Genomic DNA, 26,668 nt, shown 5'->3' with positions numbered 1-26,668 from the left:
GGCGTCTGGATCAACCCGCCTCGACCGCCATCGCGCCCAGGGTCGAGTGCCGGGCCTTGGTGCGTTCGGGGCAGTTGCCGCCGCAGTCCAGGCGCGAGGCTTCGATCTGTCGCGGCAGGTGTTCGGCGAGGAAGTCGATGAACACGCGCACCGCCGGCAGCAGGCCGCGGCGCGAGGCGAACACGGCGTGGCAGATGCCCTGCGGCAGCGACCATTCCGGCAGCACCACTTCCAGTTCGCCGTTGCGCACGGCTTCGGCGCAGACGGTCTCGGGCAGCAGGGTGATGCCGAAGCCGTCCTTGACCATGGACTGCAGCAGGGGGAAGTCGAAGCCGGCCACGCGCGGCTGCAGGTCGACGCGGCGCACTTCGCCGGCCGGGCCGTGCAGTTCCCAGCGCTGCCGGGCTTCGTCCTCGCTGATGCTGAGGGTGACGTGCGAGGTCAGCTCCTCGGGATCCTTGGGGCGGCCGGCGCGGTCCAGGTACTTGGGGCTGGCGACCAGCAGTTCCTGCACCTGGCCGAAGCTGCGCATCACCAGGCTGCCGTCGTCGTCCAGGCGCGAACGCACGCGCAGGGCGACGTCGTAGCCTTCGTTGATGATGTCGACGCGGCGGTTGCTGATGTTCAGTTGCAGCCGCACCTTGGGGTACTGGTCCAGGAACATCGGCAGCAGCTTGGGCAACTGCATCTGCGCCAGCGACACCGGCACGCTCACCCGCACCAGCCCGCGCGGTTCGGCGCTGAGCCGGTCGACCACTTCGCGTGCGGCCTGCGCCTCGGCCAGCATGGTCTGGGCGTGGCGGTGCACGCTCATGCCCAGGTCGGTGACGGCGAAACGGCGCGTGGAGCGCTGCAGCAGGCGCACGCCCAGGTCGCTCTCCAGCTGGCTGATGCGGCGGCTCAGGCGCGACTTGGGGATGCCCAGGGCGCGCTCGGCGGCGGCGAACCCGCCGTGGTCGACCACCATGGCGAAGTAGTACAGATCGTTGAGGTCGTGCATGTTCTTTCGATATTTAGAACGATGGGGACAATCGGATCCGGTTCATTCTACTCCTACAACGATTTGCGCTGCAGGGACGCCCGTCGCGCTCGCGCGGTGGCTCAGGCACGGATAGAGACGGACGCAGGGTAACCCCGGCCGGGCTAGCGCGAAGTGACGGGGACGGGAGCTCGGCGCACGCGGAACGCCGCTGCGGCGCGTGCTGCAGCGGGCACTGCATGCGAACGCCCTGCCCCGTCCGGGTCGAAGCCCCATTTGTGGCGCAAGGCGGGGCACTGCCCGCATCAGGACACGTTGCCTGAGCGCAGGGACGGACAGGAGGACGTCGCCGCAGCAACGGCGACGCGAGGCGCGCCCGGGGCCGACGCCCCGGGCCCGAGCGATCAGCCGATCCGCTCGGCCCCGCCCATGTACGGGCGCAGCGCGTCGGGCACGGTGATCGAGCCGTCGGCGTTCTGGTAGTTCTCCATCACCGCGATCATGGCGCGGCCGACCGCGGTGCCGGAGCCGTTGAGCGTGTGCAGCAGCTCGGGCTTGCCGGTGGCGGGGTTGCGCCAGCGCGCCTGCATGCGCCGCGCCTGGAAGTCGCCGCAGTTGGAGCAGGAGGAAATCTCGCGATAGGTCTGCTGCGACGGCAGCCAGACTTCCAGGTCGTAGGTCTTGCTGGCCGAGAAGCCCATGTCGCCGGTGCACAGCAGCATCTTGCGGTACGGCAGGCCGAGCGTTTCCAGCACCACTTCGGCGCAGCGGGTCATGCGCTCGTGTTCGGCGGCGCTGTCTTCCGGGCGGCACACGCTGACCAGTTCCACTTTCTCGAACTGGTGCTGGCGGATCATGCCGCGGGTGTCGCGGCCGCCGCTGCCGGCCTCGGAGCGGAAGCACAGTGAGTGCGCGGTCATGCGCAACGGCAGGCGCTCGGCCTCGACGATCTCGTCGCGCACCAGGTTGGTCAGCGAGATCTCCGAGGTGGAGATCAGGTAGCGCTTCTGTTCGCCCAGCGCGGTGGCGAACATGTCTTCCTCGAACTTCGGCAACTGGCCGGTGCCGTACAGGCTGTCGGCGTTGACGATCACCGGCACGTTGGTTTCCTGGTAGGCATGTGGGCCGGTGTGCAGGTCCAGCATGAACTGCGCCAGGGCGCGGTGCAGACGCGCGATCGGCCCGCGCAGCACGGTGAAGCGCGCGCCCGACAGCTTGGCCGCCGCCTCGCCGTCCAGCCAGCCGTGGCGCGCGCCGAGTTCGACGTGGTCCTTGACCTCGAAATCGAAGCTGCGCGGGCTGCCCCAGCGCTGCAGTTCGACGTTGTCGGCTTCGTCCTTGCCCACCGGCACGTCGGCCTGCGGCAGGTTGGGAATCTCCAGCGCCAGCGTCTCCAGCTGCGCGCGGATCTCGTCCAGGCGCTGCTCGGAGGCCTTTAGCTCGTCGCCGAAGCCGGCCACTTCGGCCATCAGCGCGCTCGCGTCCTCGCCCTTGGCCTTGGCCTGGCCGATCGCCTTGGAGCGGCTGTTGCGCAGGCTCTGCAGTTCCTGGGTCCGCACCTGGATGCGCTTGCGGTCGGCCTCCAGGGCCTCCAGGGCGGCCACGTCCAGCGCATAGCCGCGACTGGTGCGCAGGCGCTCGGCGAGGTCGGCGGGCTGTTGGCGAAGCAGAGCGGGATCGAGCATGGGCGCGGGGTGCCAGGGGAACGAACCCGGGATTATCGCCTGTCCGTCGCGGTTTTGCCGACTCGCGCCCGCCGCGGCGCGCGATTCACTGCGGCTATGCCAGAATCGAACGGTTCCCTACGGTGAGTCCCATGTCCACGTCGCCCTCGTCCTCCAAGCCCGGCATCGTGCTGCATCTGCCGCGGCGCCTGCTCGCGATCGTCGGCATCGCCTTCGCCGCCGGCCTGCTGCTGTTCCTGGTGGTGTGGCTGGTCGGACGCAAGGACAACGATTTCTACAAGCCGCAGCCGGCGCAGCAGGTGCAGCAGGACACCGAACAGGTGAAGCCGCTGCCCGAGCCGCTGCCCGCCGGCAGCGCCGCCAGCAGCATGCCGCAGGCCAAGCCGGCCCCCGCCGGCGACGCGCCGAAGCTGGTGGAGACCACACCGGCGCCGCCGCCGACCACAGAAGCGCCGGCACCGGCCGCAGGCGGCGATGTCGCTGGCAACACGGCCACCGCGCTGGCACCGGGCAACCGCCCGGTGCCGCTGGAAGGGCAGACCCCGCCGCCGCGCTATCCCCCGGCGGCGCTGCGCCGCGGCGATGCCGGCACGGTAGTGGTGCGGGTCGAGGTCGATGCCAGCGGTGCGCCCGCCGGCGTGGCCCTGCTCCGGCGCAGCGGCTCGCGCGATCTGGACCGCGCGGCGATGGAAACCGTGCGCCGCTGGAAGTTCCGCCCGGCGCAGCAGAACGGCCGCGCAGTGCCGGCCAGCATCGAGATTCCGTTCGACTTCAAGCCGGGTCCGTAACTGAACCGCCGCCCGGACGCGCGGGCGGCGTTCACATCGGGGTGACACCCCTGAGGCATGTCCTGGGTGACACTGGACCCGTCCCACGGCACCGGAGTTGCCGCCATGCCCACCCCGTACAAGTCGACACAGCCGCTGGACGCGTGGAAGCGCCCCGCCCGCCCGTCGTCTGCGCGCGGTGAAGTGCATGCGCGGGCCGATCGCGGGTCGCCGTGGGCCTGGATGATCGTGATCGCACTGGCTCTGGCGGTGGCCTGCTGGTGGCTGGCGGTGGACCGCGACGACGACGGTAGCGGCTACCGCGCTACCCAGTCGACACCGTCGACACCCGCCAACGATCCGCCGCGTCCACAGCCGACGCACTGACGTTTCGACAGCCCTACTTGCCTCTTCCCCCGGCCGCGCTTGCACGCGGCCGGTGCTGCGCAGGCGATCAGGCGGTGCGCAACGCGAAGCCCGCGCCCCGCGCCAACGTGTCGAAAACCGGGAACGACGTCGCCACGTTCGCCACGTCCTGGATCCGCACCTCGCCCTGCGCCAGTTGCCCGGCGATGGCGAAGGCCATGGCGATGCGATGGTCGCCGTGGCTCTCGATGGTCCCGGCGCCCAGCGTGCCGCCGTGGATGGTGGCGCCGTCCGGGGTCTCATCGACGACGATGCCGAGGCTGCGCAGCCCGGTGGCCATCGCCGCCAGGCGGTCCGACTCCTTGACCCGCAGCTCCGCCGCACCGCTGACCACGGTCTGGCCGTCGGCGGCGGCGGCGGCGACGAACAGCGCCGGGAACTCATCGATCATGTCCGGCACCACGCTCTCGGGAATCGTAGCGCCGCGCAGCGCCGCGTAGCGCACCCGCAGGTCGGCCACCGGCTCGCCGCCGTGCTCGCTGTGGTTGTGCTCGACGATGTCCGCGCCCATCAAGCGCAGCGCGGCCAGTAGACCCGTTCGGCGCGGATTGAGCCCGACCGCCTTCAGGGTGATGTCCGAGCCGGGAATGATGCTGGCGGCGACGATGAAGAACGCCGCCGAGGAGAAGTCCGCCGGCACCGCGATATCGGTGGCGCGCAGACGCTGGCCGCCGCGCAGGCGCGCCTGGCCGGGCGCGAACTCGATCTCCACGCCGAACGCGGACAGCATGCGCTCGGTGTAGTCGCGGGTGGGATGCGGCTCCTGCACCGTGGTGACACCGTCGGCATACAGACCGGCCAGCAGCACCGCCGACTTGACCTGGGCACTGGCCACCGGCGAGACGAAGTCGATGCCGCGCAGCGGCTGGCCGCCATGGATGCGCAGCGGCGGCACGCCATTGGCCTCGGTGTCGATGCGCGCGCCCATCAGCGCCAGCGGCTCGGTGACCCGGCGCATCGGCCGCCTGGACAGCGATGCATCGCCGACCAGCACGCTGTCGAACGGCTGCGCCGCGAGCAGCCCGGCGAGCAGACGCATGCCGGTGCCGGCGTTCCCGCAATCCAGCTCGCCCTGCGGCGCCTGCAACCCATCCACGCCCACGCCATGCACGATGCGCTGCGACGGTGACGGCGTCTCGATCCGTACCCCGAGCCGCGCGAAGATCGCCGCCGTCGAACGCGTGTCCTCGCCCTCGAGAAACCCCTCGATCCGCGACGTGCCATCGGCCAACGCCGCGAACATCACCGCCCGGTGCGACACCGACTTGTCCCCCGGCACCGTCAGCGTGCCCTGCAGCGCAGTGCCGCGCGTTGCGATCCAGCCTTGCTCGTTGCTCATCATCGTTCCTGAAAGTCCAACCACCCGAAGATCCACCATCACCCGGCGACATCGGCGCCGCTACCGCGCGCTTGCGCTGCTGCCACGACGCCTACACCAAGTCAGCCACCGCCGTTGCCGTTGCTCTTGCTGTTGCTCTTGCTGTTGCTGTTGCTGTTGCTGTTGCCGTTGTTCTTGCTTTCGCTGTTGCTCTCAATCCCCCGTAAGGGCTGGCGGACACGGCGGGTAAAACCCCGTGAGGGGCGACGCGCAGGATGCGCGTCGTTTTCGGCAGGCACATGGATGTGCCTTCCGAAAATTCCCGTCGTGTCCGCGGACCCCGCGCGCAGCGCGGGGCAGCCCGCCCGGGGGTGTGTTTCTTTTGGTTACTTTTCTTTGCACAAGCAAAGAAAAGTGACTCGCGCGCAAGCGCGAAAGCTGTTGCCGTTAGCTGTTGACGTTAAAGCTGTTGCTGCTGAAGAAGTTGCTGCTGAAGAAGCGGTTTCACATTCCAGGGAACGCCCCGTCGCGGCTGAAGCCGCTCCTACAGGTGCACATCTCCTAGTGACCAAAGCGCCCTGCAGCGGTTAGAGACGAAGCAACCGCGGAACCAAATCAAGGCACCGCCACCGGATACGACCCCAACACCTTGATCTGCGCCGAATGCGCCTTCAACTCCGCCAACGCCAACTTCATCGCCTCATCCTCCACATGCCCCGCCAGATCGATGAAGAACCCGTACTCCCACTTCGCCTGATGCGACGGCCGCGACTCGATCCGATTCATGCTGATCCCATGCCGCGCGAACGGACTGAGCACATCGAACAACGCACCCGGCTTGTCGTGGATGAACACCAGCACCGACGTACGATCGTGCCCCGACGGCGGGAAGATCTGCCGCCCGATCACCAGGAAGCGCGTCGTATTGTCCGCGTCATCCTCGATCGACTTCATGATGACCTTCTTCAGCGCATACACATGCGCCGCACTCTCCCCACCGATCGCCGCCGCATCGTCGGCATTGCGCGCCCGGCGCGCGCCCTCGGCGTTGCTGGAGACCGGAATCTTCTCCACCTTGGGCAGGTTCGCGCGCAGCCAGCCGGCGGTCTGCGCGAACGACTGCGGATGCGCATAGATCCGCTCGATCGCGTCCAGCCGCCCGCTGCGCGAGAGCAGGAACTGGTGCACGCGCAGCTCGGTCTCGCCGCAGATCTTCAGGTTGGAGGTGAGGAACATGTCCAGGGTGACCTGGATCGTGCCCTGCCCCGAGTTCTCCACCGGCACCACGCCGAAGTCGGCGTTGCCGCTTTCCACTTCCTGGAACACTTCCTCGATGGTGGCCATCGGCAGGCCCACCGCCGAGCGGCCGAAGTGCTTGAGCACCGCCTGCTGGCTGAAGGTGCCTTCCGGCCCCAGGTAGCCGATCTTCAGCGGCTCCTGCTGCGCCAGGCACGCGGACATGATCTCGCGGAACACGTGCACCAGCACTTCGTCGCTGAGCGGGCCCTGGTTGCGGTCCACCACCATGCGCAGCACCTGCGCCTCGCGCTCGGGCCGGTAGTAGTCCACCGCCGCGGCAAGCTTGCCCTTGGCCTTGCCGACCTGGTGCGCGAACTGCGCGCGCTCGGCGATCAGCGCCTGGATGGTGCGATCGATCTCGTCGATCTTGGCGCGCACGTCGGCCAGGGCCGGCGTGGCGGCGGGTTTCGCGGACTTGGCCGGCTTGGCGTCGGCGGCGGGAGATTTCTTCGGCTTTGCGGCCATGGATCGGGGGTTCCTCGGTGGTCCGGATCGCCGGCGCGATCCGGTCGCGGCTGAAGCCGCTCCTACAAAAATCGGCGACTCAGCCGTGGCGCTGCTGGAAGTCGTGCATGAACGCGACCAGCGCCTGCGCGCCGGCCAGGGGCATGGCGTTGTACAGCGACGCGCGGATGCCGCCGACCGCCTTGTGGCCCTTCAGCGCCAGCAGGCCGGCCGCCTTGGACTCGGCGACGAAGCGCGCGGTGAGGGTTTCGTCCGGCAGGAAGAACGGGATGTTCATCCGCGAGCGCACCGCCGCCGCGACTTCGTTGCGATAGAAGCCGCCGGAGGCGTCGATCGCCGAATACACCAGCGCCGACTTGGCCTGGTTGCGCGCGGCGAACGCCTCCACGCCGCCCTCGGCCAGCATCCATTTGAACACCAGCCCGGCCAGGTACCAGTTCCAGGTCGGCGGCGTGTTGAGCATGGAGTCGCGCGCCACATGCGAGCGGTAATCGAAGATGTCCGCGCGCGGCTGGCCGGCGCGTTCGAGCAGGTCGCGGCGGATGATCACCACGGTGACGCCGACCGGGCCGAGGTTCTTCTGCGCGCCGGCGTAGATCAGCGCGTACCTGGAGACGTCGATCGGCTCGGAGGCGATGCTGGAGCTGAAGTCGGCGAACAGCGGCACGTCGCCAACGTCGGGCGTGTCGCGGAACTCCACGCCGTGGATGGTCTCGTTGGCGGTGATGTGCACGTAGGCGGCATCCTCGCGCAGCTGCCAGGCCGCGCGCGGCGGGATGTCGCGGAAGCCGTCGGCCTCGCTGCTGGCGGCCACGTGCACGTCGACGTACGGCCCGACCTGCTTGATCGCGGTCTTGCCCCAGTGCCCGGTCACCACGTAGTCCACGGTCTGCCCGGGCGCGGCGAAGTTCAGCGCCAGCAGCGCCTGCTGGGTGGTGGCGCCACCGGCCAGGAACAGCACGGCATAGTCGTCGGGAATGCCGATCAGCCGGCGCAGGTCGGCGTCGGCCTGCGCCGCGACCTCCATGAACTCGGCGCCGCGGTGGCTCAGCTCCACGATCGAGGCGCCCACGCCGTTCCACTCCAACATCTCCGCCTGCGCCTGGCGCAGGACCGATTCCGGCAAGGCAGCGGGGCCGGCACTGAAATTGAACGCGCGCGTCATGGGGCACCTATCGGACAGGACCCCTAGTATGCCGCAGCGCAACAGCTTGCGGCCCGGGCAATTTAGGTTGCATTTGCATCCATTCGCCCTGCGCATGCGTAGTCTGTGGTGAAGTCCCCGCCACCGCTCGCCCCCTTCGCTCCAGGAGTCCGCCATGTCGTTGCGCGATGCCCTCACCGTCCCCAGCCGCGAGATCACCGACGAGGCGGTCTACCGCGACCGGCGGCGCCTGCTGCAGGCCCTGGCGCTGACCCCGCTGTCCGGCCTGGTCGGCTGCGCCGACGCCGAGCCGCCGGCCCCGCCCAAGACCGTGGTGACGCCGGAGCAGGCGCGCAGCGGGTTCCGCACCAACGAGGAGCTGACCCGCTACGAGGACGTGACCAGCTACAACAACTTTTACGAATTCGGCACCGACAAGACCGATCCGTCGAAGGCGGCCAAGACCCTGCGCACCTCGCCATGGTCGGTGAAGGTCTCCGGCGAATGCGAGAAGCCCGGCACGCTGTCCCTGGACGACCTGCTCAAGGGCCATACGCCCGAGGAGCGGATCTACCGCCTGCGCTGCGTGGAAGGCTGGTCGATGGTGATCCCGTGGCTGGGCGTGCCGCTGGGCGACGTGCTCAAGCGCTTCGCGCCGACCTCCAAGGCCAAGTATGTCGCCTTCACCACCCTGGCCGATCCCAAGCAGATGCCCGGCATCCGCTACAGCTCGATCGACTGGCCGTACAAGGAAGGCCTGCGCATCGACGAGGCCATGCACCCGCTGACCCTGCTCGCCACCGGCCTGTACGGCAAGCCGCTGCCGCAGCAGAACGGCGCGCCGCTGCGGCTGGTGGTGCCGTGGAAGTACGGCTTCAAGAGCATCAAGTCGATCGTCGAGATCCGCTTCGTCGAGCGCATGCCGGAAACCGCCTGGCACGAGCTGCAGCCGTCCGAGTACGGCTTCTTCTCCAACGTCAATCCGGCGGTGGACCATCCGCGCTGGAGCCAGAAGACCGAGCGCCGCATCGCCGGCAAGGCCAGCAAGCTGTTCGCCGAGCGCATCCCCACCCGCCCGTTCAACGGCTATGCCGATCAGGTGGCGTCGCTGTATGCGGGGATGGATCTGAAGAAATGGTATTGAGGAGAGGCTGGGAATGGGGAACTGGGAATCGGGAATGGGAAAAGCGCGGCGCCTGGTGGTTGCCTCGCGCGACGGCTGGAGTCGCAGTCGGTGTGCCGCGTGGCGCCTGTGCCAACACGGCGCGATGACGGCGCATGGCTAAGACCTCCGCTTCGTTGATCGCCGCCAAGGCGGTGGTGCACGCGCTGGCGCTGGCGCCGATGGCGTACCTGGGCTGGCAGTTCTGGCAGGTGTGGCAGACCGGCAGCGATGCGCTCGGTGCCGATCCGGTGGCCGAGGTCGAGCATCGCACCGGGTTGTGGGCGCTGCGGCTGCTGCTGTTGACCCTGGCCATCACCCCGCTGCGGCAACTGACCGGGCAATCGGTGCTGCTGCGTTTCCGGCGCATGCTCGGGCTGTACGCGTTCTTCTACGCGACCGTGCATCTGGCGGCCTATCTGGGGTTGGACCTGCGCGGCTACTGGACGCAGATCTTCGAGGAGATCGTCAAACGCCCGTACATCACCGTCGGCTTCCTGGCCTGGTTGCTGCTGGTGCCGCTGGCGATCACCTCCACCCAGGGCTGGATGCGCCGGCTCAAGCGCAACTGGGGCAAGTTGCACAAGGCGATCTATGCGATCGGCGTACTCGCCGTGCTGCACTTCTGGTGGCTGGTGAAATCGGACATCCGCGAACCGCTGCTGTACGCGGCGATCCTGGCGGTGCTGCTGGGCTGGCGCGGCTGGCGGGCGCTCAGCGCGCGCCGAACCACAGCAGCCCGCTGAGCGCGGCGGCCAGCAGCAAGGCACTGAGCAACAGCCACGGCCAGCGCCGCGCGGTGGCCGGACGTGGCGCCACCGCCGGGGTCAGCGCCAACGCAGCCAAGGCCGGGTCGTCGCGCAGCGGCTCGGCACCGACGACCTGCGGGACCTCCAGCACGAAGCGGTGCTGGGCATCGAACACCACTTGGTCGCCGGGCTGCAGCCAGCAGCTGCGCACGGCCACGCCGTTGACCTGGGTCTGCGCCTCGCCGAAGCCGCGCAGCAGCACCCGCTCGCCATGCCGTTCCAGGCGCGCGTGCTGCTCGGCGCAGGCCGGATCGTCGATGCGGATGTCGCACTCGCGCAGACGGCCGATGCTGCGCACCCGGTCCACGGTGAAACTGCGGCCATGGTGCGGACCGCCGACGCCGCGCAGGACCAGGCGCGGATCGTCGTGCTCGGCCTCGCTGACCTCGGGCAGGCGCTGCAGCGGCTCGCACTTGCCCTGCACCACCATTTCGACGCCGTCGGCGTAGACCGCATCGCCGGCGCGCAGCAGGGCCATGCGCCGCACCGGGCGGCCGTTGACGTGGATGCCGCGGCTGCCGTTGGCGACCTGCAGCCACAGGCCGCGCCGGTCCAGGCAGAACTGCGCCAGCAGCAACGCGCCCTGGGTGTCGTCGACCACGCTGACCTGGCCGGTGGCCAGCCGCACGATGCGATGCACGCCCGCGCGCAGGGGCCGGTCGGGATGTTGGCGGTTGCTGAAATGGACTAGCAGATCGTGCACGGCGGGCAGCCTAGCAGGTTGCCTGCGCGTGCAGAAGCGCGCGCGCTGGACAATGCACCGCGCATACGCACAATGCCTGATCGTTCACGCGGGCACCCGCCCGCACAGGAGCCAGCATGTCCAGCATCGACATCCGCCACGACCACGACAAGACCCCCGCGCAGGCGCGCAAGGCCATCGAAACCGCCGCCAAAAAACTGTCCGAGCGCTTCGACCTGGAATCGCACTGGGATGGCGATTCCCTGCTGTTCTCGCGCTCGGGCGTGGACGGACGCATCGAACTGCTGCCCAAGCAGGTGCACGTGACTGCCGAGCTGGGCTTCCTGCTGTCGGCGATGAAGGGCACGGTGGAAAGCGAGATTCGCCGCGTGCTGTCGGAAAAGCTGGGCTGATCAGTGCATCGAGCCCCTCTCCCCTCGGGAGAGGGGTTGGGGTGAGGGTGCGGTACCAAGCGCTGACGCAATCAGTTGCACGAGGCTTCGCACGGACCCTCATCCGCCCCTTCGGGGCACCTTCCCCCGCAAAAGGGGGCCATGGTCCCGGCGGGAGAAGGGAGCAGCCAAAGCCCCTCTCCCGACGGGAGAGGGGTTGGGGTGAGGGTGCGGCGTCAAGCGCTTACGCAATCAAGCTGCACGAGGCTTCCCACATACCCTCATCCGCCCCTTCGGGGCACCTTCCCCCGCAAAAGGGGGCCATGGTCCCGAGGGGAGAAGGGAGAAGCCAAAGCCCCTCTCCCGCCGGGAGAGGGGTTGGGGTGAGGGTCCGACCGCTGACTCACTCCAACGCAAACGGATCCGGATCGCCCGCGAACAATCGTTCCGACACGGCGCGCTCTGTGGTCTCGATATCGCCGATGAACCCCTCGGCATCGCCCAGCTTGGAGAACGCGTCGAAACCCCGCTCCAGGAATCCCTGCAGTTCCGACAACCCCGCTGCCTTGGCCGGGCCTCGGGCGAAGCGCAGCAGCATGCGCACGCCGGGTGTGTGCACCGCCTTGGCCAGGCCCAGGCCGACGCGGGCGATCAGGTCGATCTGGCGTTGGCGCAGCCGCGGCAAGCCGGTCTGCCGATAGGCCTCGGCATACAGCGCCGCGTCCAGGCGCTTGCGCCGTGGCGCCAGGGCCTGCAGCGCCTCGGCCATGCGCAGGTCCAGGGCGTGGGTCAGCGCACCCAGCTCGATGCCGTCGGCGACCGTGTCCAGCAACGACGCCGGCATCAGCCGCTGCATCATCGGCAACACCTTGACGATGTCGGCGTCGCGACGGCTGAAGTCGCGGTCGCCATAGACGTCGGTGAGAAAGAACATCGCCGCCGGACGCCGCTGCGGATCCTCCAGGAAATGCTCGAAGCTGTGCTCCAGCCGCTCCGATTGCCAGCGCCGCAGTTCCTGCAGCCAGCGCAGCGCATTGCGCGGTTCGCGCGCGGGGTCGTGCAGCGCCTGGTGCCATGCCAGGCGGCGGCCGAGTCGTTCCAGGACGGGAGTGCTGCGCGCCATGGGCGCCGATGATGGTCGCAGCCCGGCACGACCGCAAGCGTCACGGCGCTCGGCTACACTCGCGCCACTGCCTCCTGCGGACCGCGCATGCTTTCCCTCCACAGCGCCTCGCCCCGTCCTCATTCCAACGGCCGCATCGGCCTGGCCATCGCCGGAGGCGGGCCGATCGGCGGCATGTACGGCCTCGGCGCGCTGCGCGCCCTGGACGAGGCGCTCGACGGACTGGACCTGACCCGCCTGGATTGCTACGTGGGCGTCAGCTCCGGTGCGTTCCTGACCGCCGGTCTGGCCAACCGCATCAGCAGCGCCGAGATCTGCCGGATCTTCGTCACCGGCAACAGCGACGATGCGCGGTTCCGCCCGGAAGACTTCCTGCGGCCCAACGTCTACGAATATCTGCGCCGTGCCGCGACCCTGCCGGGGCTGGCCTACGGCTGGTGGCACGACCTGCTCACCGAACCGCGCAAGACCCGCTGGTCGGACCTGATCACCCGCTTCGGCGGACTGGTGCCCAGCGGCCTGTTCGACAACGCCGGGGTCGAGCGTTTCCTGCAGGACGTGTTCAGCCGCCGCGGCCGCAGCAACGATTTCCGCGACCTCGACGCCAATCTGTTCGTGGTCGCCGTGGACCTGGACAGCGGACGTGCGGTGCGCTTCGGCGAGCCGGGCATGGACCACGTGCCGATCTCGTTGGCGATCCAGGCCAGCGCGGCGCTGCCGGGGCTGTATCCGCCGGTGCAGATCGACGGCCACCATTACGTGGACGGCGCGCTGCGCCGCACCATGCATGCCTCCACCTTGCTGGAGCGCGGCATCGACCTGATGATCGGGATCAACCCGCTGGTGCCCTACGACGCCACCCACGCGCCGCGCCGCAATGGCCACATCGACCGCGCGCGGCTGCTCGCCGGCGGCCTGCCGGCGGTGCTGTCGCAGACCTTCCGCACCCTGCTGCAATCGCGCATGCAGGTGGGGCTGGAGAAGTACGCGCGACAGTACCCGCAGGTGGATCAGTTGGTCTTCGAACCCAACGCCGACAACGGCGAGCTGTTCTTCACCAATCTCTTCAGCTACGCCGCGCGCCATCGCGTGTGCCAGCTCGCCTACCGCAACACCCTGTCCGACCTGCGCCGCAACGCGCAAACGCTGGAGCCGCTGCTGGCCGCACACGGCATCGCGCTGCGCCACGATATCCTCAATGACCGCAAGCGCACCTTCCTCGATGGCGTGGACGTGCAGCCGCGGCGCATGACCGAGACCACCGCGCGCCTGCGGCGTGCGCTGGACGACGTCGACCAGGTCATCGCCGGCCGCCGTGCCACACGCCGCACCCGCCGTTCGCCGGAGGCGTAGCGCTGCCGCCCCGGCCGACGGCGCCATCGCTCCCCGCGCACTGCGCACGCTGGTGTGATTACTCTAGTCACAGTCCCGAGTCTCGAACCCCGCCACTCACCCGCCGAAGGAACCGCACCGTCATGGCCACTCTGAAGAAGTCCGCCCGCAAGAAGCGCAGCACCGCCGCTGCCGACGACACCCTGCAGGCGCAGGCGGAAAAGCTGTCCAAGCGCCTGGGCGAATCGGCGCAGCAGGTCTGGCTGGCCGGGGTCGGCGCGTTCGGCCGTGCGCAGGCCGAGGGCGGCAAGCTGTTCGAGACCCTGGTGAAGGAAGGCCTGAGCCTGGAGCAGAGCACGCGCAAGCTGGCCGGCGGCGGGGTCGATGCGGTGCGCGATGCGGTGGAGAACCGGGTCGGCCAGGCCCGCGAGCGCGCCGCCGACACCTGGGACCGCCTGGAAAAGGTGTTCGAGGACCGCGTGCAGCGCGCGCTGCGCCGCCTGGAAGTGCCCAGCCGCGAGGACCTGGGTGCGCTGATCGAGCGCGTGGACGCGCTCAATGGCGAACTGCGCCATCTGCGCGGTGGACGTGCAACACAGGCCGCGGGCAAGGCGCCGGCGGCGAAGAAGGCCGCCAGGAAGACCGCCGCGCCCCGCCCCGCCACTGCCAAGCGCGCGGCACCGGCGCGCCGCCGCGCCGGCCCGGTGGTCGCCAAGGTCGCGCCAGCCAAGCGCGCGGCCGCGCCCAAGCGCGCCAGCCGCAAGCGCAGCGAGACACCGACCACGGCCGAGTAACCGGATTGTTGCAAAGCAGCACGTTTTTCCAGACAATCGAAACGGACCCGCCAGTCCATCAGAAGACCGTTTGCTCCCCTCCCCTCTCGGCTTCGGACTGGCGGGTCTTTTTTGTCCGCCGTCCACCGCTGTCGCCTTGCCGGCGCCGTGACACGCTGGCGATACACTGACTTCCTTACGGCGCGTGTGCGGGTGCGAGCATGTTTTCCTGGATAGCGGCAGCGATCTTGGCAGTCGCGGCATGGCTGGCGGCCAGCCTCTACCTGTGGCTGGTACGGCGCCGCGAGAATGAGGCTAGCGCCGGACTGCATGCGCTGGCCGGCCTGCACTGGCGCGATTTCTCCTACATGGTGCGGCGCGCGATGCGCGAACAGCGCGACCTGCAGGACGCCACCGTCGACGAGCACACGAGCCAGGAACCGCAGAGCGACTTCGTGATGACCCGCGGCGAGGCGCGCTGGCTGCTGTCGTGCAAGCACGGCCGGGCCTACCGGATCGGCTCGGCTGCGGTCAACGAACTGGGCGCGGCGGCACGGCTGATGGGCGCGCAGGGCGGCATCCTGATCACCGAAGGCAAGGTGCAGCGCGACGGCATCGCCGCGGCCGAGAAGCAGGCGGTGGAAATCCTCGACGGCCCGCGCATCTGGCCGATGCTCAAGCCCTACCTGCCCAGCGAACTGGAAGACGGGGTGATCGGCGCCAGCCGCCGCCGCGCACAGCGCCACATCGCCATCGCCGGCCTGGCCTCGCTCGCCCTGGGCGTGGTGACCGGCGTCGGTGCGCTGGCATTGCAGCAGCCCGCAGAGCCTCCGGCAGCCGTGACCGCAACGGCGTCATCGCCTACGCCCGCTGCCGCAGCCGCGCCTACGCCGGCCGCAACCACGCCAACGAGCACCACCGCTGCCGCGCCCCAGCCTGCGCTGGACGATGCCGGCGACCTGGCCGACCCCGATCCCGCCACCGAACAGCGCAACCGCCAGGAACTCTCCAAGGCCCTGGCCGCCACCCCAGGCGTGATCCGCGGCATCTGGCAGACGCAAATGACCCTGGTGGTCGACCGCAGCGGCGACGACGCCCAGGTGTGGCCGCGCATCTGCCGCGAAGTGGAGCGCTACCCGTCCCTGCGCACCGTCCGCATCCAGCTCAACCCGCGCCCCGGCCACGAGGAACCGGTGCGGTGGCGGCAATGCAGGACGTTTTAGGCTGGGAATAGTGAGTGGGGAATGGGGAATCGGTAGAGCGGGCTATCGGCACGCGACGAGCATGCACGAGCGACATTCTTGCCTGGATAGCACATCAGCGGCCCCGCGTGCAGCCAGCGCTTTTGCAATTCCCGATTCTCCATTCCCGATTCCCGGCTCCTACCAATGCACCCCCCGCATCAACGCCGCAAACGCGATCTGCTCCTGGCTGGGCTTGGTCTCGCGTAGCGCCTTGCGGTCGCCCTTGGCCGCGGCCGAGTCGGGGAACAGTTCGAAGGCGGTGTTCATCACCACCTCGTAGGCCTTCGGCGCCACGGCGTTGACCAGGGCGGCGAAGATGCCCAGGCGCGTGGCCACGCGGCTGGGGCGTTCGATGATCGCCTTGACCATCAGGTCGGCGGCCTCGTCCACGCTCAGCGTCGGCACGCTGTCGTACATCTTGGTCGGGGCGATCATCGGGGTCTTCACCAGCGGCATGTTGACCGTGGTGAAGCTGATGCCCTTGCCCGACAGCTCGCCCTGCGCGCAGCGGCTCCAGGCGTCCAGCGCCGCCTTGGAGGCGACGTAGGCGGAGAAGCGCGGCGAGTTGGCCAGCACGCCGATCGAGCTGACGTTGATGATGTGGCCCTTGCGCCGCGCGGTCATGCCCGGCAGCACGCCCATGATCAGGCGCAGGCTGCCGAAGTAGTTCAGCTGCATGGTCCGCTCGAAATCGTGGAAGCGGTCGTAGCTGAGTTCGATCGAGCGGCGGATCGAACGGCCGGCGTTGTTGATCAGCACGTCGACATGGCCATGCGCGTCCAGCACGGTCTTGAGCAGGCGGTCGCAGTCGGCCAGGTCGGACAGGTCGGCGGTGTAGGCGAAGACCTTGCCGCCCTTGGCGTTCATCGCATCGCGCGCGGCATGCAGTTCCTGCTCGCCGCGGGCCACGATGACGGTGATGGCGCCGGCCTCGGCGACGCGCTGCGCGGTGGCCAGGCCGATGCCCGAGGAGCCGCCGGTGATCAGCACCACCTTGCCGCGGACCTTGCCCTTGAGCGAGCGGTCGACGAACAGGTCCGGATCCAGGTGCCGCTCCCAGTGGTCCCACAGGCGCCAGGCGTAGTCCTCCAGCCGCGGCACGGCGATGCCGCTGCCCTTGAGCGCGCGCTCGGTCTCGCGGCTGTCGAAGCGCGTGGGATAGGTGATGAACTTCAGCACCTCGCGCGGGATGCGGAAGTCGCGCAACAGCATGCCGGTGAAGCGGCGGATCGGCGGCAGGCTGCCGACCGCGGCGCGGATGCTCGAGGGCACGAACGCGAACATGCGCGCGTCCACCCGCAAGGTCATCTCCGGCGCGTGGCCGGCGCGGCAGAACACGTTGAGCACCTCGCCCACGCGCAGCGGCTCCGGATCGGTGAGGTGGAAGGTGTGGCCGTCGAGCTTGGGCTTGTGCGCGATGTGGTCCATCGCATCGGCGACGAAGTCCACCGGCACCAGGTTGATCCGTCCGCCCTCGATGCCCAGCATCGGCGCCCACGGCGGCAGCAGCTGGCGCAGCTTCTTGATCAGCGGGAAGAAGTAGTACGGGCCGTCGATCTTGTCGATGGCGCCGGTGCGCGAATCGCCGACCACCATCGCCGGGCGGTAGATGCGCCACTTGATCCGGGTCTCGGCGCGTACCAGCGCCTCGGCGTCGTGCTTGGTGCGCAGGTAGGGATCGTCCAGGCCCTCGGCTTCCTCGAACATGTCCTCGCGGAAGATGCCCGGGTACAGCCCGGCCACCGCGATCGAACTGGTGTGGTGGAAGATGCCGGCGCCGAGCTGCGCGGCCAGTTCCAGCGCATTGCGGGTGCCGTCGAGGTTGGCGATGCGCTGGTCCTCGGCCTTGGCGGTGAGGTCGTACAGCGCAGCCAGATGGAAGAAATGCTTGACCTTGCCGTGCAGCGCCTTGCGTTGCGCCGCGGACAGCCCGCAGTACTCGGCGCCGACGTCGCCGTGCAGCACCACCAGGCGCTTGGGATCCCAGCCCTGCTCGCGCACAAGCGCATCGAACTTGCGCTGCGACTCCTTGCGCAGCAGGACATGCACGACGCCCTTGCGCCGCATCAGCTTGGCCATCAGGTAGCGGCCGATGAAACCGGTGGCGCCTGTCACGAAATACGTCATGCCGAACCATCCCTCGTTCCGCGGCCACGGCCCCTCGCCCGGCCCCGGCGCTAACTTGCCAGAGTGCGGCGGGCAGGACAAACGCACGCCGGCGTATGGCGAACGTGCGGCATCGCAGCATTGCGCATCGCCGAGGCGACTGCGCGTGCCTCATCATCTGTGCTCGTCGCGCGTCGTGTCGCGTCCTGGAAGAGCGGCGTCAGCCGAGACGGCATTCCACGGACACCTTCGTCGCGCCGGCGTACGTGAGTTGCCTGCAGTCGCCGTGCGCGCCAGGCTCAGCGCGCGCCGGGCGAGAACCGCGCGACCAGGTCGTAGGTGTCGCCGAGGAACACCTGGCGCACGAAGGTCACCGCCTGCTCGCCGCGCCAGGTGCGGCGGTCGATCAGTAGACACGCGGTGCCGGCCGGCACCTGCAGGCGCGCCGCCTGCGCGGCGCTGGCCCCGACCGCGCTGATGCGGTGTTCGGCGCGGGTCCAGGGCACGTGCCGCAGCAGCCAACTGCCGGGCACGGTGACCGCGAAGTCCATCTGCAAGGCCTCCGGCACCACCACCGGATTGATCACGCGCTCTTCCAGCGCGAACGGACGGCCGTCGGCGTAGTGCAGGCATTGCAGCGCCAGCAGGCTGCCGCCCGCGGCGACCTCGGCCTCCTGCGGCAACGCCGCGCGCGGCGCGCGCTGCTGCCGCTCCAGCAGTTCGAAACGGTAGACATGGCCGCGCGCGGCGACCTCGACCGGGATGTCCGGGATCTCCAGCGCGACCTGCTCCATGTGCGGATGCGGCCGCGCCACGAACGAACCGGCGCGGCGTCGGCGCTCGATCATGCCGGCGTCGGCGAGCAGCGCCAGCACCTTGTTGACGGTCATCCGCGAGCAGCCGTACTGCGCCATCAGTTCGTGCTCGAACGGAATGCGATGGCCGGGCGGCCACGCGCCGCTGCGGATGTGCGCTTCGATGTCGCGGCGGATGCGCTGGCTGAGCGGCAGCGTCGGCACGGCCGGCGTCATCGGCAATTCGTGCCGCGGCAGGCAGCGCACAGCGCGCGCGGGTCGCGACTCATGCGTCCAGCAACCGGGTCAGCGCACGCGCGTAGCGGGCGGCGACGCCCTCGCGCTGCAGGTGGCGGCCCTCGCGGACCAGCGCACGCCCGAGGCGCCAGACCGAACGCACCGCACCGCCGCGCGCGGCGAACAGCCAGCTGTCGAGCCAGGCGTCGCCGTCGCGCGCCTGCAAGGCCGGATGCGTGGCGTCCAGTTCGACCAGATCGGCCGGGGCGCCCACGCACAGACCGTGTTCGACACCGAGCGCCTGCGCCGCGCCCTGCGCGGCGGACTGGAACAGCAGGCGGCCGCTGGACAGCGCGGTGTCGCCGGTGAGCACGTTGCGCCCGCGCAGGCTCAGGCGCTGGCCGTACTCGAGCAGGCGCAGTTCCTCGGCCGCATCGATCAGCACATTGGAGTCGGAGCCCACGCCGAAACGGCCGCCGGCGCGCAGGAAGTCCTGCATCGGGAACAGGCCGTCGCCGAGGTTGGCCTCGGTGATCGGGCACAGCCCGACCACCGCGCCACTGGCGGCGATGCCCTGCACTTCCGCGTCGTCGACGTGGGTGGCGTGCACCAGGCACCAGCGCGCATCCACCGGCGCGTGCGCCAGCAGCCATTGCACCGGGCGCTGCCCGCTCCAGGCCAGGCAGGCGTCGACTTCGCGGATCTGCTCGGCGATATGGATGTGCACCGGGCCGCCGCACAACGGCAGCAGCGCCGCCAGTTCGTCCGGGGTGACCGCGCGCAGGCTGTGCGGGGCCAGCCCCAGCACCGCGTCGTCCAGCCCCTGCAGGGCACGGCGGCTGCCGTCCAGCAGTGCGGCGAACCCGTCGACGTCGTGCAGCAGGCGCTGCTGCGCCGGGTTCGGCGCGGCGCCGCCGAAATCGGCATGCGCATAGAACACCGGCAGCAGGGTCATGCCGATACCGCTGGTCTGCGCCGCGGCAGCCAGACGCTGCGCCATCTCGGCGCGGTCGGCGTAGGGGCGGCCGTCGGCGGCGTGATGCACATAATGGAACTCGCCGACCCGGGTGAAGCCGGCCTCGAGCATCTCCACGTAGGCCTGCTCGGCGATGGCCTGCAGATCGTCGGGGCTCAGCCGCTGCAGGAAGCGGTACATCAGTTCGCGCCAGCTCCAGAAGCTGTCGCCGCTGCGCCCGCCGATCTCGGTCAGGCCGGCCATGCCGCGCTGGAAGGCGTGGCTGTGCAGATTGCCCAACCCGGGCACCACGATGTCCAGGCGCTGATCGCCAAGGGCTGCGGCCACGTCGCGCTCCACCGTGGCGATGCGGCCGCCGCGCACGCCGATACGCACGTCGCGCGCCCAGCCCTGTGGCAGCAGCGCGTGCGCGCACCAGAATTCGCCCGATCCCGCGTTGCCGTTGGCCTGCTGCTGCGCCTGGGTCTGCACTGGACACCCTCCATCGACCACAATATTGTATATACAAAATAACCGACGAGCCTGCCCGTGACCATGCCCTGCGACACGCTCTGGCACAACGCGCACCTGATGACGCTGGACGCCGAGGACGGCGGCCTGGGGCTGGTCCACGACGGCGTGGTGGCCTGCCGCGACGGCCGCATCGTCTATGCCGGCGCCGCCGCGCAGTTGCCCGGCCCGCTGTCGGCGCAACGCAGCATCGACTGCGGCGGGCGCTGGATCAGCCCCGGCCTGATCGATTGCCACACCCACCTGGTCTATGCCGGCAACCGCGCCGGCGAGTTCGAGCAGCGCCTGCTCGGCGCCAGCTACGCCGACATCGCTCGCGCCGGCGGCGGCATCGTCTCCACGGTGCGCGCCACCCGCGCCGCCGACGCGGACGCCCTGCTCGCCGCCAGCCTGCCGCGGCTGGACGCGCTGCTGGCCGAAGGCGTGACCACGGTGGAGATCAAGTCCGGCTACGGCCTGACCCTGGAGGACGAACTGCGCCTGCTGCGCGTGGCGCGGCGCCTGGGCGAGCTGCGCCCGGTGGACGTGTCGCCGACCTTCCTCGGCGCGCACGCGGTGCCGCCCGGCGCCGAGGCCCAGGCCTATATCGACGAGGTCTGCGAGCGCATGATCCCGGCGGTCGCCGCGCAGGGCCTGGCCGAGGCGGTGGACGTGTTCTGCGAGCACCTGGCGTTCACCCCGGCGCAGACCGAGCAGGTGTTCCAGGCCGCGCAACGCCATGGCCTGGCGCTGAAGATCCACGCGGAGCAACTATCCAACCAGGGCGGCGCGGCGCTGGCCGCGCGTTACGGCGCGCGCTCGGCCGACCATGTCGAATACCTGGACGACGCAGGCGTCGCCGCCATGGCCGCGGCCGGCACCGTCGCGGTGCTGCTGCCGGGCGCGTTCTATTTCACCCGCGACACCCAACTGCCGCCGATCGCCGCACTGCGCGCCGCCGGCGTGCCGCGTGCGCTGGCCACCGACTGCAACCCCGGCACCTCGCCGCTGACCAGCCCGCTGCTGGCGATGAACCTGGCGGCGACGCTGTTCCGGCTGACCGTGGCCGAATGCATCGCCGGCTTCACCCGCGAGGCGGCGCGCGTGCTCGGGCGCCAGGATCAGGTCGGCCGGCTGCGCGCCGGGCTGGCCTGCGACCTGGCGATCTGGGACATCGCCGAACCGGCCGAATTGGTCTATCGCATGGGCTTCAACCCGCTGCATGCGCGTATCTGGAGAGGACAATGAGCGACGACGAGATCCTGCTGCGCCCCGGCGCGGTCAGCCTGGCGCAGTGGCGCGCCGTGTACCGCGGCGCCAGCGTGCGCCTGGACCCGGCCTGCGCCGACGCGGTGCTGCGCAGCGCGCGCACCGTGGAGGCGATCGTCGCCACCGGCGCGCCGGTGTACGGCATCAACACCGGCTTCGGCAAGCTGGCCAGCGTGCGCATCGAGCGCGAGGACCTGGAGGCCCTGCAGCGCAACATCGTGCTGTCGCACGCGGCCGGGGTCGGCGCGCCGATGCCGGTGCCGGTGGTGCGACTGATGATGGCGTTGAAGCTGGCCAGCCTGGCCCAGGGCGCCTCCGGCGTGCAGCCGCAGACGCTAGCGCTGCTGGAAGCGCTGCTGCGCCACGAGGTGATCCCGGTGGTGCCGTGCCAGGGCTCGGTCGGTGCCTCCGGCGATCTGGCGCCGCTGGCGCACCTGGCCACGGTGATGCTCGGGGTCGGCGAGGCCTTCGTCGGCGACGCGCGCCTGCCGGCGGCGCAGGCGCTGGCCCAGGCCGGGCTGCAGCCGCTGACGCTGGGCGCCAAGGAGGGCCTGGCCCTGCTCAACGGCACCCAGTTCTCCACCGCCTACGCGCTGGCCGGCCTGTTCGAGATCGAGCGCGTGTTCCATGCCGCGCTGGTCGCCGGCGCGCTGTCCACCGAGGCCGCGAAAGGCTCGGACACCCCATTCGATCCGCGCATCCACGCGCTGCGCGGCCAGCCCGGGCAGATCGCCACCGCCGCGGCGCTGCGCGATTTGATGCACGCCTCGGCGATCCGCGATTCGCACCGCGACAACGACGTGCGCGTGCAGGATCCGTACTGCCTGCGCTGCCAGCCGCAGGTGATGGGCGCGGCGCTGGACGTGATGCGCCAGGCCGCCACCACCCTGGCCACCGAAGCCAACGGCGTGTCGGACAACCCGCTGGTGTTCAGCGACACCGGCGAGGCGCTGTCCGGCGGCAACTTCCACGCCGAGCCGGTGGCCTTCGCCGCCGACATGCTGGCGCTGGCGGTGTGCGAGATCGGCTCGATCAGCGAGCGCCGCGTCGCAATGCTGGTGGATCCGGCGCTGTCCGGATTGCCGGCGTTCCTGACCCCCAAGCCCGGTCTCAACTCCGGCTTCATGATCCCGCAGGTCACCGCCGCGGCGCTGGTCTCGGAGAACAAGCAACGCGCCTACCCGGCCAGCGTCGATTCGATCCCGACCTCGGCCAACCAGGAAGACCACGTGTCGATGGCCGCGCACGGCGCGCGCCGCCTGCTGGCGATGGCCGAGAACGCGGCCAACGTGGTCGGCATCGAACTGCTGGCCGCCGCGCAGGGCTGCGACTTCCATGCGCCGCTGCGCTCCAGCGCCGCCCTGGAAGCGGCGCGCGCGCTGCTGCGCGTCCGCGTCCCGGCGCTGCAGGACGATCGCTATTTCCATCCGGACATGCTGGCCGCCACCGCGCTGGTGCGCGACGGCGCGCTGGCCGCGGCGGTGGGGATGCGGCTGCCCGAGGTTAGCGTCTGATCTGAAGACCCCGTCGCAGGAGCAGCTCTGCCCCTTTTTGGGATCAGCCGCGACCGGGCTTTACCAGGTAATGCCCCGTTCGCGGCTGAAGCCGCTTCCACAGAACAGCACAACGCGAGGCCGTATGACATCCCTGCCCGACTGGCTCACTGTACACCGCGGCGATGCGCCGCTGATCCTCAGCTTCCCGCACACCGGCACCGACCTGCCGGAAGCGCTGGCCGACCGTTTCGTCTCGCCATGGCTGGCGCAGCGCGATGCCGACTGGTGGGTGCACCTGCTGTACGACTTCGCCAACGCGCTGGGCGCGACCACCGTGCGCACCGCGATCTCGCGCTCGGTGATCGACGTCAACCGCGACCCGGCCGGGGTGTCGCTGTATCCCGGGCAGAACACCACCGGGCTGTGCCCACTGACCACCTTCGACGCGCAGCCGCTGTACCGACCCGGGGCCGAGCCGGATGCGGCCGAGATCGACGCGCGCCGCACGCAGTGGTTCGCGCCCTACCACGCCGCACTGGACGCGGAGATCGCGCGCCTGCGCGCCCTGCACCCGGCCATCGTGGTGTACGACGCGCATTCGATCCGCTCGCGCATTCCGCACCTGTTCGACGGCGAGCTGCCGCAGTTCAACATCGGCAGTGCCGGTGCCTCCGGCGCGGTGGACAGCAGTTGCGCGGCAGCGCTGACCGATGCGGTGGAGCGCGTCTGCGCCGGCAGCGACTTCAGCCACGTGCGCAACGGCCGCTTCAAGGGCGGCTGGAGCACCCGCCACCACGGCGCGCCGGCCGACGGCGTGCACGCGATCCAGATGGAACTGGCCTGCCGCGGCTACATGCACGAACCCGACACGGTCGACCCCGGCAACTGGCCCTCGCCGTGGCAACCCGAGTACGCCGCGCCGCTGCGCGCGGTGCTGCAGCAGGTGCTGCAGGCCTGCCTCGACTTCGTCCGCAGCCCCGCCGCATCCGCCCGCACCACCGCCTGACGCGCGCGCACCGCGTTCCGCCTTCCGCGCATCCACCTGAGGATTCCCGCATGACCCGCCTCGACGCCACCCGCATCATCCAAGCGCCCACCGGCAGCGCCCTCACCGCCAAGAGCTGGCTGACCGAAGCGCCGCTGCGCATGCTGATGAACAACCTGCACCCGGACGTGGCCGAGCGGCCGCAGGAACTGGTGGTGTACGGCGGCATCGGCCGCGCCGCGCGCGATTGGGAGAGCTTCGACGCCATCGTCGAGACGCTCAAGCGCCTGGACGACGACCAGACCCTGCTGGTGCAGTCGGGCAAGCCGGTCGGCGTGTTCCGCACCCATGCCGACGCGCCGCGGGTGCTGATCGCCAATTCCAACCTGGTGCCGCGCTGGGCCAACTGGGACCACTTCAACGAACTCGATAAGAAAGGCCTGGCCATGTACGGCCAGATGACCGCCGGCAGCTGGATCTACATCGGCGCGCAGGGCATCGTCCAGGGCACCTACGAGACCTTCGTCGAAATGGGCCGGCAGCACTACGGTGGCGACCTGTCCGGCAAGTGGCTGTTCACCGGCGGTCTCGGCGGCATGGGCGGCGCGCAGCCGCTGGCCGCGGTGATGGCCGGCGCCTCGTGCCTGGCGGTGGAGTGCCGCAAGAGCAGCATCGACATGCGCCTGCGCACCGGCTACCTGGATACCTGGACCGACTCGCTGGACGAGGCGCTGAGCCTGATCGCCGAGGCCTGCGCGGCGAAGACGCCGCGCTCGGTCGGCCTGCTCGGCAACGTCGCCGACGTGCTGTCCGAGCTGTTGGCGCGCGGGATCAAGCCAGACCTGCTGACCGACCAGACCTCCGCGCACGACCCGGTCAACGGCTACCTGCCGCAGGGCTGGACGGTCGAGCAGTGGGACGCCAAGCGCGTCTCCGCGCCGAAGGAGGTGGAACAGGCCGCGCGCGCCTCGATGGCCAACCACATCCGCGCCATGCTCGGTTTCCACGCCCTGGGCGTGCCGACCGTGGACTACGGCAACAACCTGCGGCAGATGGCGCTGGAGGAAGGCGTGGCCAATGCCTTCGACTTCCCCGGCTTCGTCCCCGCCTACATCCGCCCGCTGTTCTGCCGCGGCGTCGGCCCGTTCCGCTGGGCGGCGCTGAGCGGCGACCCGGAGGACATCGCCAGGACCGACGCCAAGGTCAAGGAACTGATTCCCGACAACCCGCACCTGCACCGCTGGCTGGACATGGCCGCCGAGAAGATCCAGTTCCAGGGCCTGCCGGCGCGGATCTGCTGGGTCGGCCTGGGCGACCGCGACCGCCTGGGGCTGGCGTTCAACGAGATGGTCGCCAAGGGCGAACTGAAGGCGCCGGTGGTGATCGGCCGCGACCACCTGGACAGCGGCAGCGTCGCCTCGCCGAACCGCGAGACCGAGGCCATGGCCGACGGCTCGGACGCGGTCTCCGACTGGCCGCTGCTCAATGCCCTGCTCAACACCGCCAGCGGTGCCACCTGGGTCTCGCTGCATCACGGCGGCGGCGTCGGCATGGGCTTCTCGCAACACGCCGGCATGGTCATCGTCTGCGACGGCACCGAGGCGGCGGCCAAGCGCATCGCCCGGGTGCTGTGGAACGACCCCGCGACCGGCGTCATGCGTCATGCCGATGCGGGGTATGCCATCGCCCTCGACTGCGCCCGCGACAAGCACCTGGACCTGCCCGGCATCCTGCGCTGAGGCCGGCGCCCGTCCGCCGCCTGCGCGCGGCGGGCGGGCGCACGACGCGGCAAAGCGGAACTGCGTCACCCCTCGCACGATGCAGCCTCAAGTTCGGCCGAGCTGCGCCGACAAGGGATGCATCGTTTCAAGGAGCCTGCATGGGCATCCTGATCTACCTCACTCCTGCCGTGGCGCTGTGGGCTGCCGTTGCCACAGCGTTCGCGCATGGCTTGTTCCAGCGTCTGGGGCATGCCTATCGGCGCGACGCGACTGCGAAGGAGACGATCGCGCGGTATCAGGCGGCGCTGAGCCAGCTGAAGGCGCAGGCCGCCGCCAGCGCGCAGGAACTGGAAACGCTGCGCCAGGACCACGAGCGCCTGCGCGCGACCTACGAATACGAGGCAGCGCCCGCAGCGGCGGCGTCCGCCAACGCCGCACCGGCCGCGGCGCCTTCGCCCGCCCCCCCGAAGCCGGGGCCGGCACCGGCGGCGCCTCCGGCCGCGCCGCCCTCGACCATCGCCCTGGCGCAGATCGACATCGCCGACGAAGTCGGCACCCTGCTCGCCCACGTCGCCCGCGTGGCGCGCAGCATCCGCCGCTACAGCGCCTACAGCCGCGGCCACAACGGCCCGGAGCCGGCCAGCGCGCGCTACGACCTGCACTGGCTCTCCGACTGCCTGCACAACCTGGACCAGGTCGGCCATGCGCTGGCGCGCAACAACATGGAAACCCTCACCGCCGCCTGCACCGAACTGCTGACCATGTACGAGCAATACCTGCGCGACGGTTCCGGCTACAACAGCCGCGACACCTTCCAGCGGCTCAGCACGCAGGTGCCGCTGGCCGAGGTCACCGATGCGATCCGTTCCATCGCGGCCAAGGCCTCGCTGGCGCGGCAGGCGCAGGCCGCCCACGAAGAGGCCGCGCATGCGCACGAACGCGTCGCCGACAGCCGCCAGGCCGACGCACTGTCGATGCTATAACCGCGACGTCCG

Annotated in this window: 23 protein-coding genes; 13 read left to right on the top strand and 10 right to left on the bottom strand. The window is 70.0% G+C overall.

Features of this window, described 5'->3' with window-relative positions:
• Window positions 1–10: 10 nt before the first annotated feature.
• Together SLW52_RS12940 and serS are read right to left on the bottom strand one after the other, a co-directional pair.
• Window positions 11–1,000, bottom strand: a complete 990-nt coding sequence (locus tag SLW52_RS12940; protein ID WP_010342573.1) for a LysR family transcriptional regulator — start codon at window positions 998–1,000, stop codon at window positions 11–13.
• A 383-nt stretch (window positions 1,001–1,383) separates the two neighbouring features.
• Complete coding sequence (gene serS / locus SLW52_RS12935; protein WP_017914468.1) at window positions 1,384–2,664, bottom strand: serine--tRNA ligase; 1,281 nt, start codon at window positions 2,662–2,664, stop codon at window positions 1,384–1,386.
• Between the two features lie 131 nt (window positions 2,665–2,795).
• On the opposite strand from serS, the gene SLW52_RS12930 reads away from it, so the two are divergent.
• Together SLW52_RS12930 and SLW52_RS12925 are read left to right on the top strand one after the other, a co-directional pair.
• Window positions 2,796–3,452: an energy transducer TonB gene (locus SLW52_RS12930; RefSeq protein WP_295940188.1), complete on the top strand. Its 657-nt coding sequence runs from the start codon at window positions 2,796–2,798 to the stop codon at window positions 3,450–3,452.
• 105 nt (window positions 3,453–3,557) lie between these two features.
• A complete protein-coding gene (locus tag SLW52_RS12925) occupies window positions 3,558–3,818 on the top strand; it encodes a hypothetical protein (RefSeq protein ID WP_320740406.1) in 261 nt (86 codons plus the stop codon).
• A gap of 67 nt (window positions 3,819–3,885) precedes the next feature.
• On the opposite strand, the gene aroA is transcribed toward SLW52_RS12925, so the two are convergent.
• From aroA to serC, 3 genes are all read right to left on the bottom strand, one after another.
• Window positions 3,886–5,199: a 3-phosphoshikimate 1-carboxyvinyltransferase gene (aroA, locus tag SLW52_RS12920; protein WP_320740407.1), complete on the bottom strand. Its 1,314-nt coding sequence runs from the start codon at window positions 5,197–5,199 to the stop codon at window positions 3,886–3,888.
• Window positions 5,200–5,790: 591 nt separating this feature from the next.
• Window positions 5,791–6,939 carry a prephenate dehydratase gene (gene pheA / locus SLW52_RS12915; protein ID WP_017916069.1) on the bottom strand — a complete coding sequence of 383 codons (1,149 nt, stop codon included), beginning with the start codon at window positions 6,937–6,939 and terminating at the stop codon, window positions 5,791–5,793.
• A gap of 79 nt (window positions 6,940–7,018) precedes the next feature.
• Window positions 7,019–8,104: a 3-phosphoserine/phosphohydroxythreonine transaminase gene (gene serC, locus SLW52_RS12910; protein ID WP_267087238.1), complete on the bottom strand. Its 1,086-nt coding sequence runs from the start codon at window positions 8,102–8,104 to the stop codon at window positions 7,019–7,021.
• Between the two features lie 154 nt (window positions 8,105–8,258).
• On the opposite strand from serC, the gene msrP reads away from it, so the two are divergent.
• Together msrP and msrQ are read left to right on the top strand one after the other, a co-directional pair.
• Window positions 8,259–9,227 (top strand): protein-methionine-sulfoxide reductase catalytic subunit MsrP, encoded by a 969-nt coding sequence (gene msrP, locus SLW52_RS12905; RefSeq protein ID WP_267124490.1) that lies wholly within the window; start codon window positions 8,259–8,261, stop codon window positions 9,225–9,227.
• A 134-nt stretch (window positions 9,228–9,361) separates the two neighbouring features.
• Window positions 9,362–9,991, top strand: a complete 630-nt coding sequence (gene msrQ, locus SLW52_RS12900) for a protein-methionine-sulfoxide reductase heme-binding subunit MsrQ (RefSeq protein WP_150409404.1) — start codon at window positions 9,362–9,364, stop codon at window positions 9,989–9,991.
• On the opposite strand, the gene SLW52_RS12895 is transcribed toward msrQ, so the two are convergent.
• Complete coding sequence (locus SLW52_RS12895) at window positions 9,960–10,757, bottom strand: FHA domain-containing protein (protein ID WP_152239092.1); 798 nt, start codon at window positions 10,755–10,757, stop codon at window positions 9,960–9,962. The genes msrQ and SLW52_RS12895 overlap by 32 nt on opposite strands.
• Window positions 10,758–10,873: 116 nt before the next feature.
• Between SLW52_RS12895 and SLW52_RS12890 the strand changes: the two genes are divergently transcribed.
• Window positions 10,874–11,149, top strand: coding sequence for a polyhydroxyalkanoic acid system family protein (locus SLW52_RS12890; protein WP_017916064.1), 276 nt, complete (start codon window positions 10,874–10,876; stop codon window positions 11,147–11,149).
• A 382-nt stretch (window positions 11,150–11,531) separates the two neighbouring features.
• On the opposite strand, the gene SLW52_RS12885 is transcribed toward SLW52_RS12890, so the two are convergent.
• Window positions 11,532–12,251 carry a hypothetical protein gene (locus SLW52_RS12885; protein WP_320740408.1) on the bottom strand — a complete coding sequence of 240 codons (720 nt, stop codon included), beginning with the start codon at window positions 12,249–12,251 and terminating at the stop codon, window positions 11,532–11,534.
• 87 nt (window positions 12,252–12,338) lie between these two features.
• On the opposite strand from SLW52_RS12885, the gene SLW52_RS12880 reads away from it, so the two are divergent.
• The 3 genes from SLW52_RS12880 to SLW52_RS12870 all read left to right on the top strand — a co-directional run bounded on the left by SLW52_RS12880 (window position 12,339) and on the right by SLW52_RS12870 (window position 15,579).
• Window positions 12,339–13,604, top strand: a complete 1,266-nt coding sequence (locus SLW52_RS12880) for a patatin-like phospholipase family protein (protein ID WP_017916054.1) — start codon at window positions 12,339–12,341, stop codon at window positions 13,602–13,604.
• 122 nt (window positions 13,605–13,726) lie between these two features.
• On the top strand, window positions 13,727–14,377 hold the full coding sequence (locus tag SLW52_RS12875) for a phasin family protein (protein WP_267122451.1): 651 nt from the start codon (window positions 13,727–13,729) through the stop codon (window positions 14,375–14,377).
• A 200-nt stretch (window positions 14,378–14,577) separates the two neighbouring features.
• Window positions 14,578–15,579 carry a restriction endonuclease gene (locus SLW52_RS12870; RefSeq protein WP_320740410.1) on the top strand — a complete coding sequence of 334 codons (1,002 nt, stop codon included), beginning with the start codon at window positions 14,578–14,580 and terminating at the stop codon, window positions 15,577–15,579.
• 159 nt (window positions 15,580–15,738) lie between these two features.
• Here the strand turns inward: SLW52_RS12870 and SLW52_RS12865 are convergent, their stop codons facing one another.
• The 3 genes from SLW52_RS12865 to SLW52_RS12855 form a co-directional block, all read right to left on the bottom strand.
• Window positions 15,739–17,727 (bottom strand): SDR family oxidoreductase, encoded by a 1,989-nt coding sequence (locus SLW52_RS12865; RefSeq protein ID WP_017911925.1) that lies wholly within the window; start codon window positions 17,725–17,727, stop codon window positions 15,739–15,741.
• A gap of 278 nt (window positions 17,728–18,005) precedes the next feature.
• Entirely contained in the window at window positions 18,006–18,737 is a 732-nt protein-coding gene (hutC, locus tag SLW52_RS12860) for a histidine utilization repressor (protein WP_267117763.1), read from the bottom strand.
• 49 nt (window positions 18,738–18,786) lie between these two features.
• Window positions 18,787–20,184, bottom strand: a complete 1,398-nt coding sequence (locus tag SLW52_RS12855) for a formimidoylglutamate deiminase (RefSeq protein ID WP_320740411.1) — start codon at window positions 20,182–20,184, stop codon at window positions 18,787–18,789.
• Between the two features lie 63 nt (window positions 20,185–20,247).
• On the opposite strand from SLW52_RS12855, the gene hutI reads away from it, so the two are divergent.
• The 5 genes from hutI (at window position 20,248) to SLW52_RS12830 (ending at window position 26,656) form a co-directional block, all read left to right on the top strand.
• Complete coding sequence (gene hutI, locus SLW52_RS12850) at window positions 20,248–21,450, top strand: imidazolonepropionase (RefSeq protein ID WP_320740521.1); 1,203 nt, start codon at window positions 20,248–20,250, stop codon at window positions 21,448–21,450.
• Window positions 21,447–22,985, top strand: coding sequence for a histidine ammonia-lyase (gene hutH / locus SLW52_RS12845; protein ID WP_152239085.1), 1,539 nt, complete (start codon window positions 21,447–21,449; stop codon window positions 22,983–22,985). Before hutI ends, hutH begins: the two co-directional genes overlap by 4 nt.
• 124 nt (window positions 22,986–23,109) lie before the next feature.
• Complete coding sequence (hutG, locus tag SLW52_RS12840) at window positions 23,110–23,973, top strand: N-formylglutamate deformylase (RefSeq protein WP_320740412.1); 864 nt, start codon at window positions 23,110–23,112, stop codon at window positions 23,971–23,973.
• Between the two features lie 50 nt (window positions 23,974–24,023).
• Window positions 24,024–25,691, top strand: coding sequence for a urocanate hydratase (gene hutU / locus SLW52_RS12835; protein WP_295930012.1), 1,668 nt, complete (start codon window positions 24,024–24,026; stop codon window positions 25,689–25,691).
• A 140-nt stretch (window positions 25,692–25,831) separates the two neighbouring features.
• The gene (locus tag SLW52_RS12830; protein WP_320740413.1) at window positions 25,832–26,656 is read left to right on the top strand and encodes a hypothetical protein; all 825 of its coding nucleotides are present in this window, start codon (window positions 25,832–25,834) and stop codon (window positions 26,654–26,656) included.
• Window positions 26,657–26,668: the final 12 nt, after the last annotated feature.

The sequence above is a fragment of the Xanthomonas sp. LF02-5 genome (assembly GCF_034105325.1).
In the GTDB taxonomy this organism is placed as follows: domain Bacteria; phylum Pseudomonadota; class Gammaproteobacteria; order Xanthomonadales; family Xanthomonadaceae; genus Xanthomonas_A; species Xanthomonas_A sontii.
This window is presented reverse-complemented; position numbering and strand designations above follow the sequence as displayed.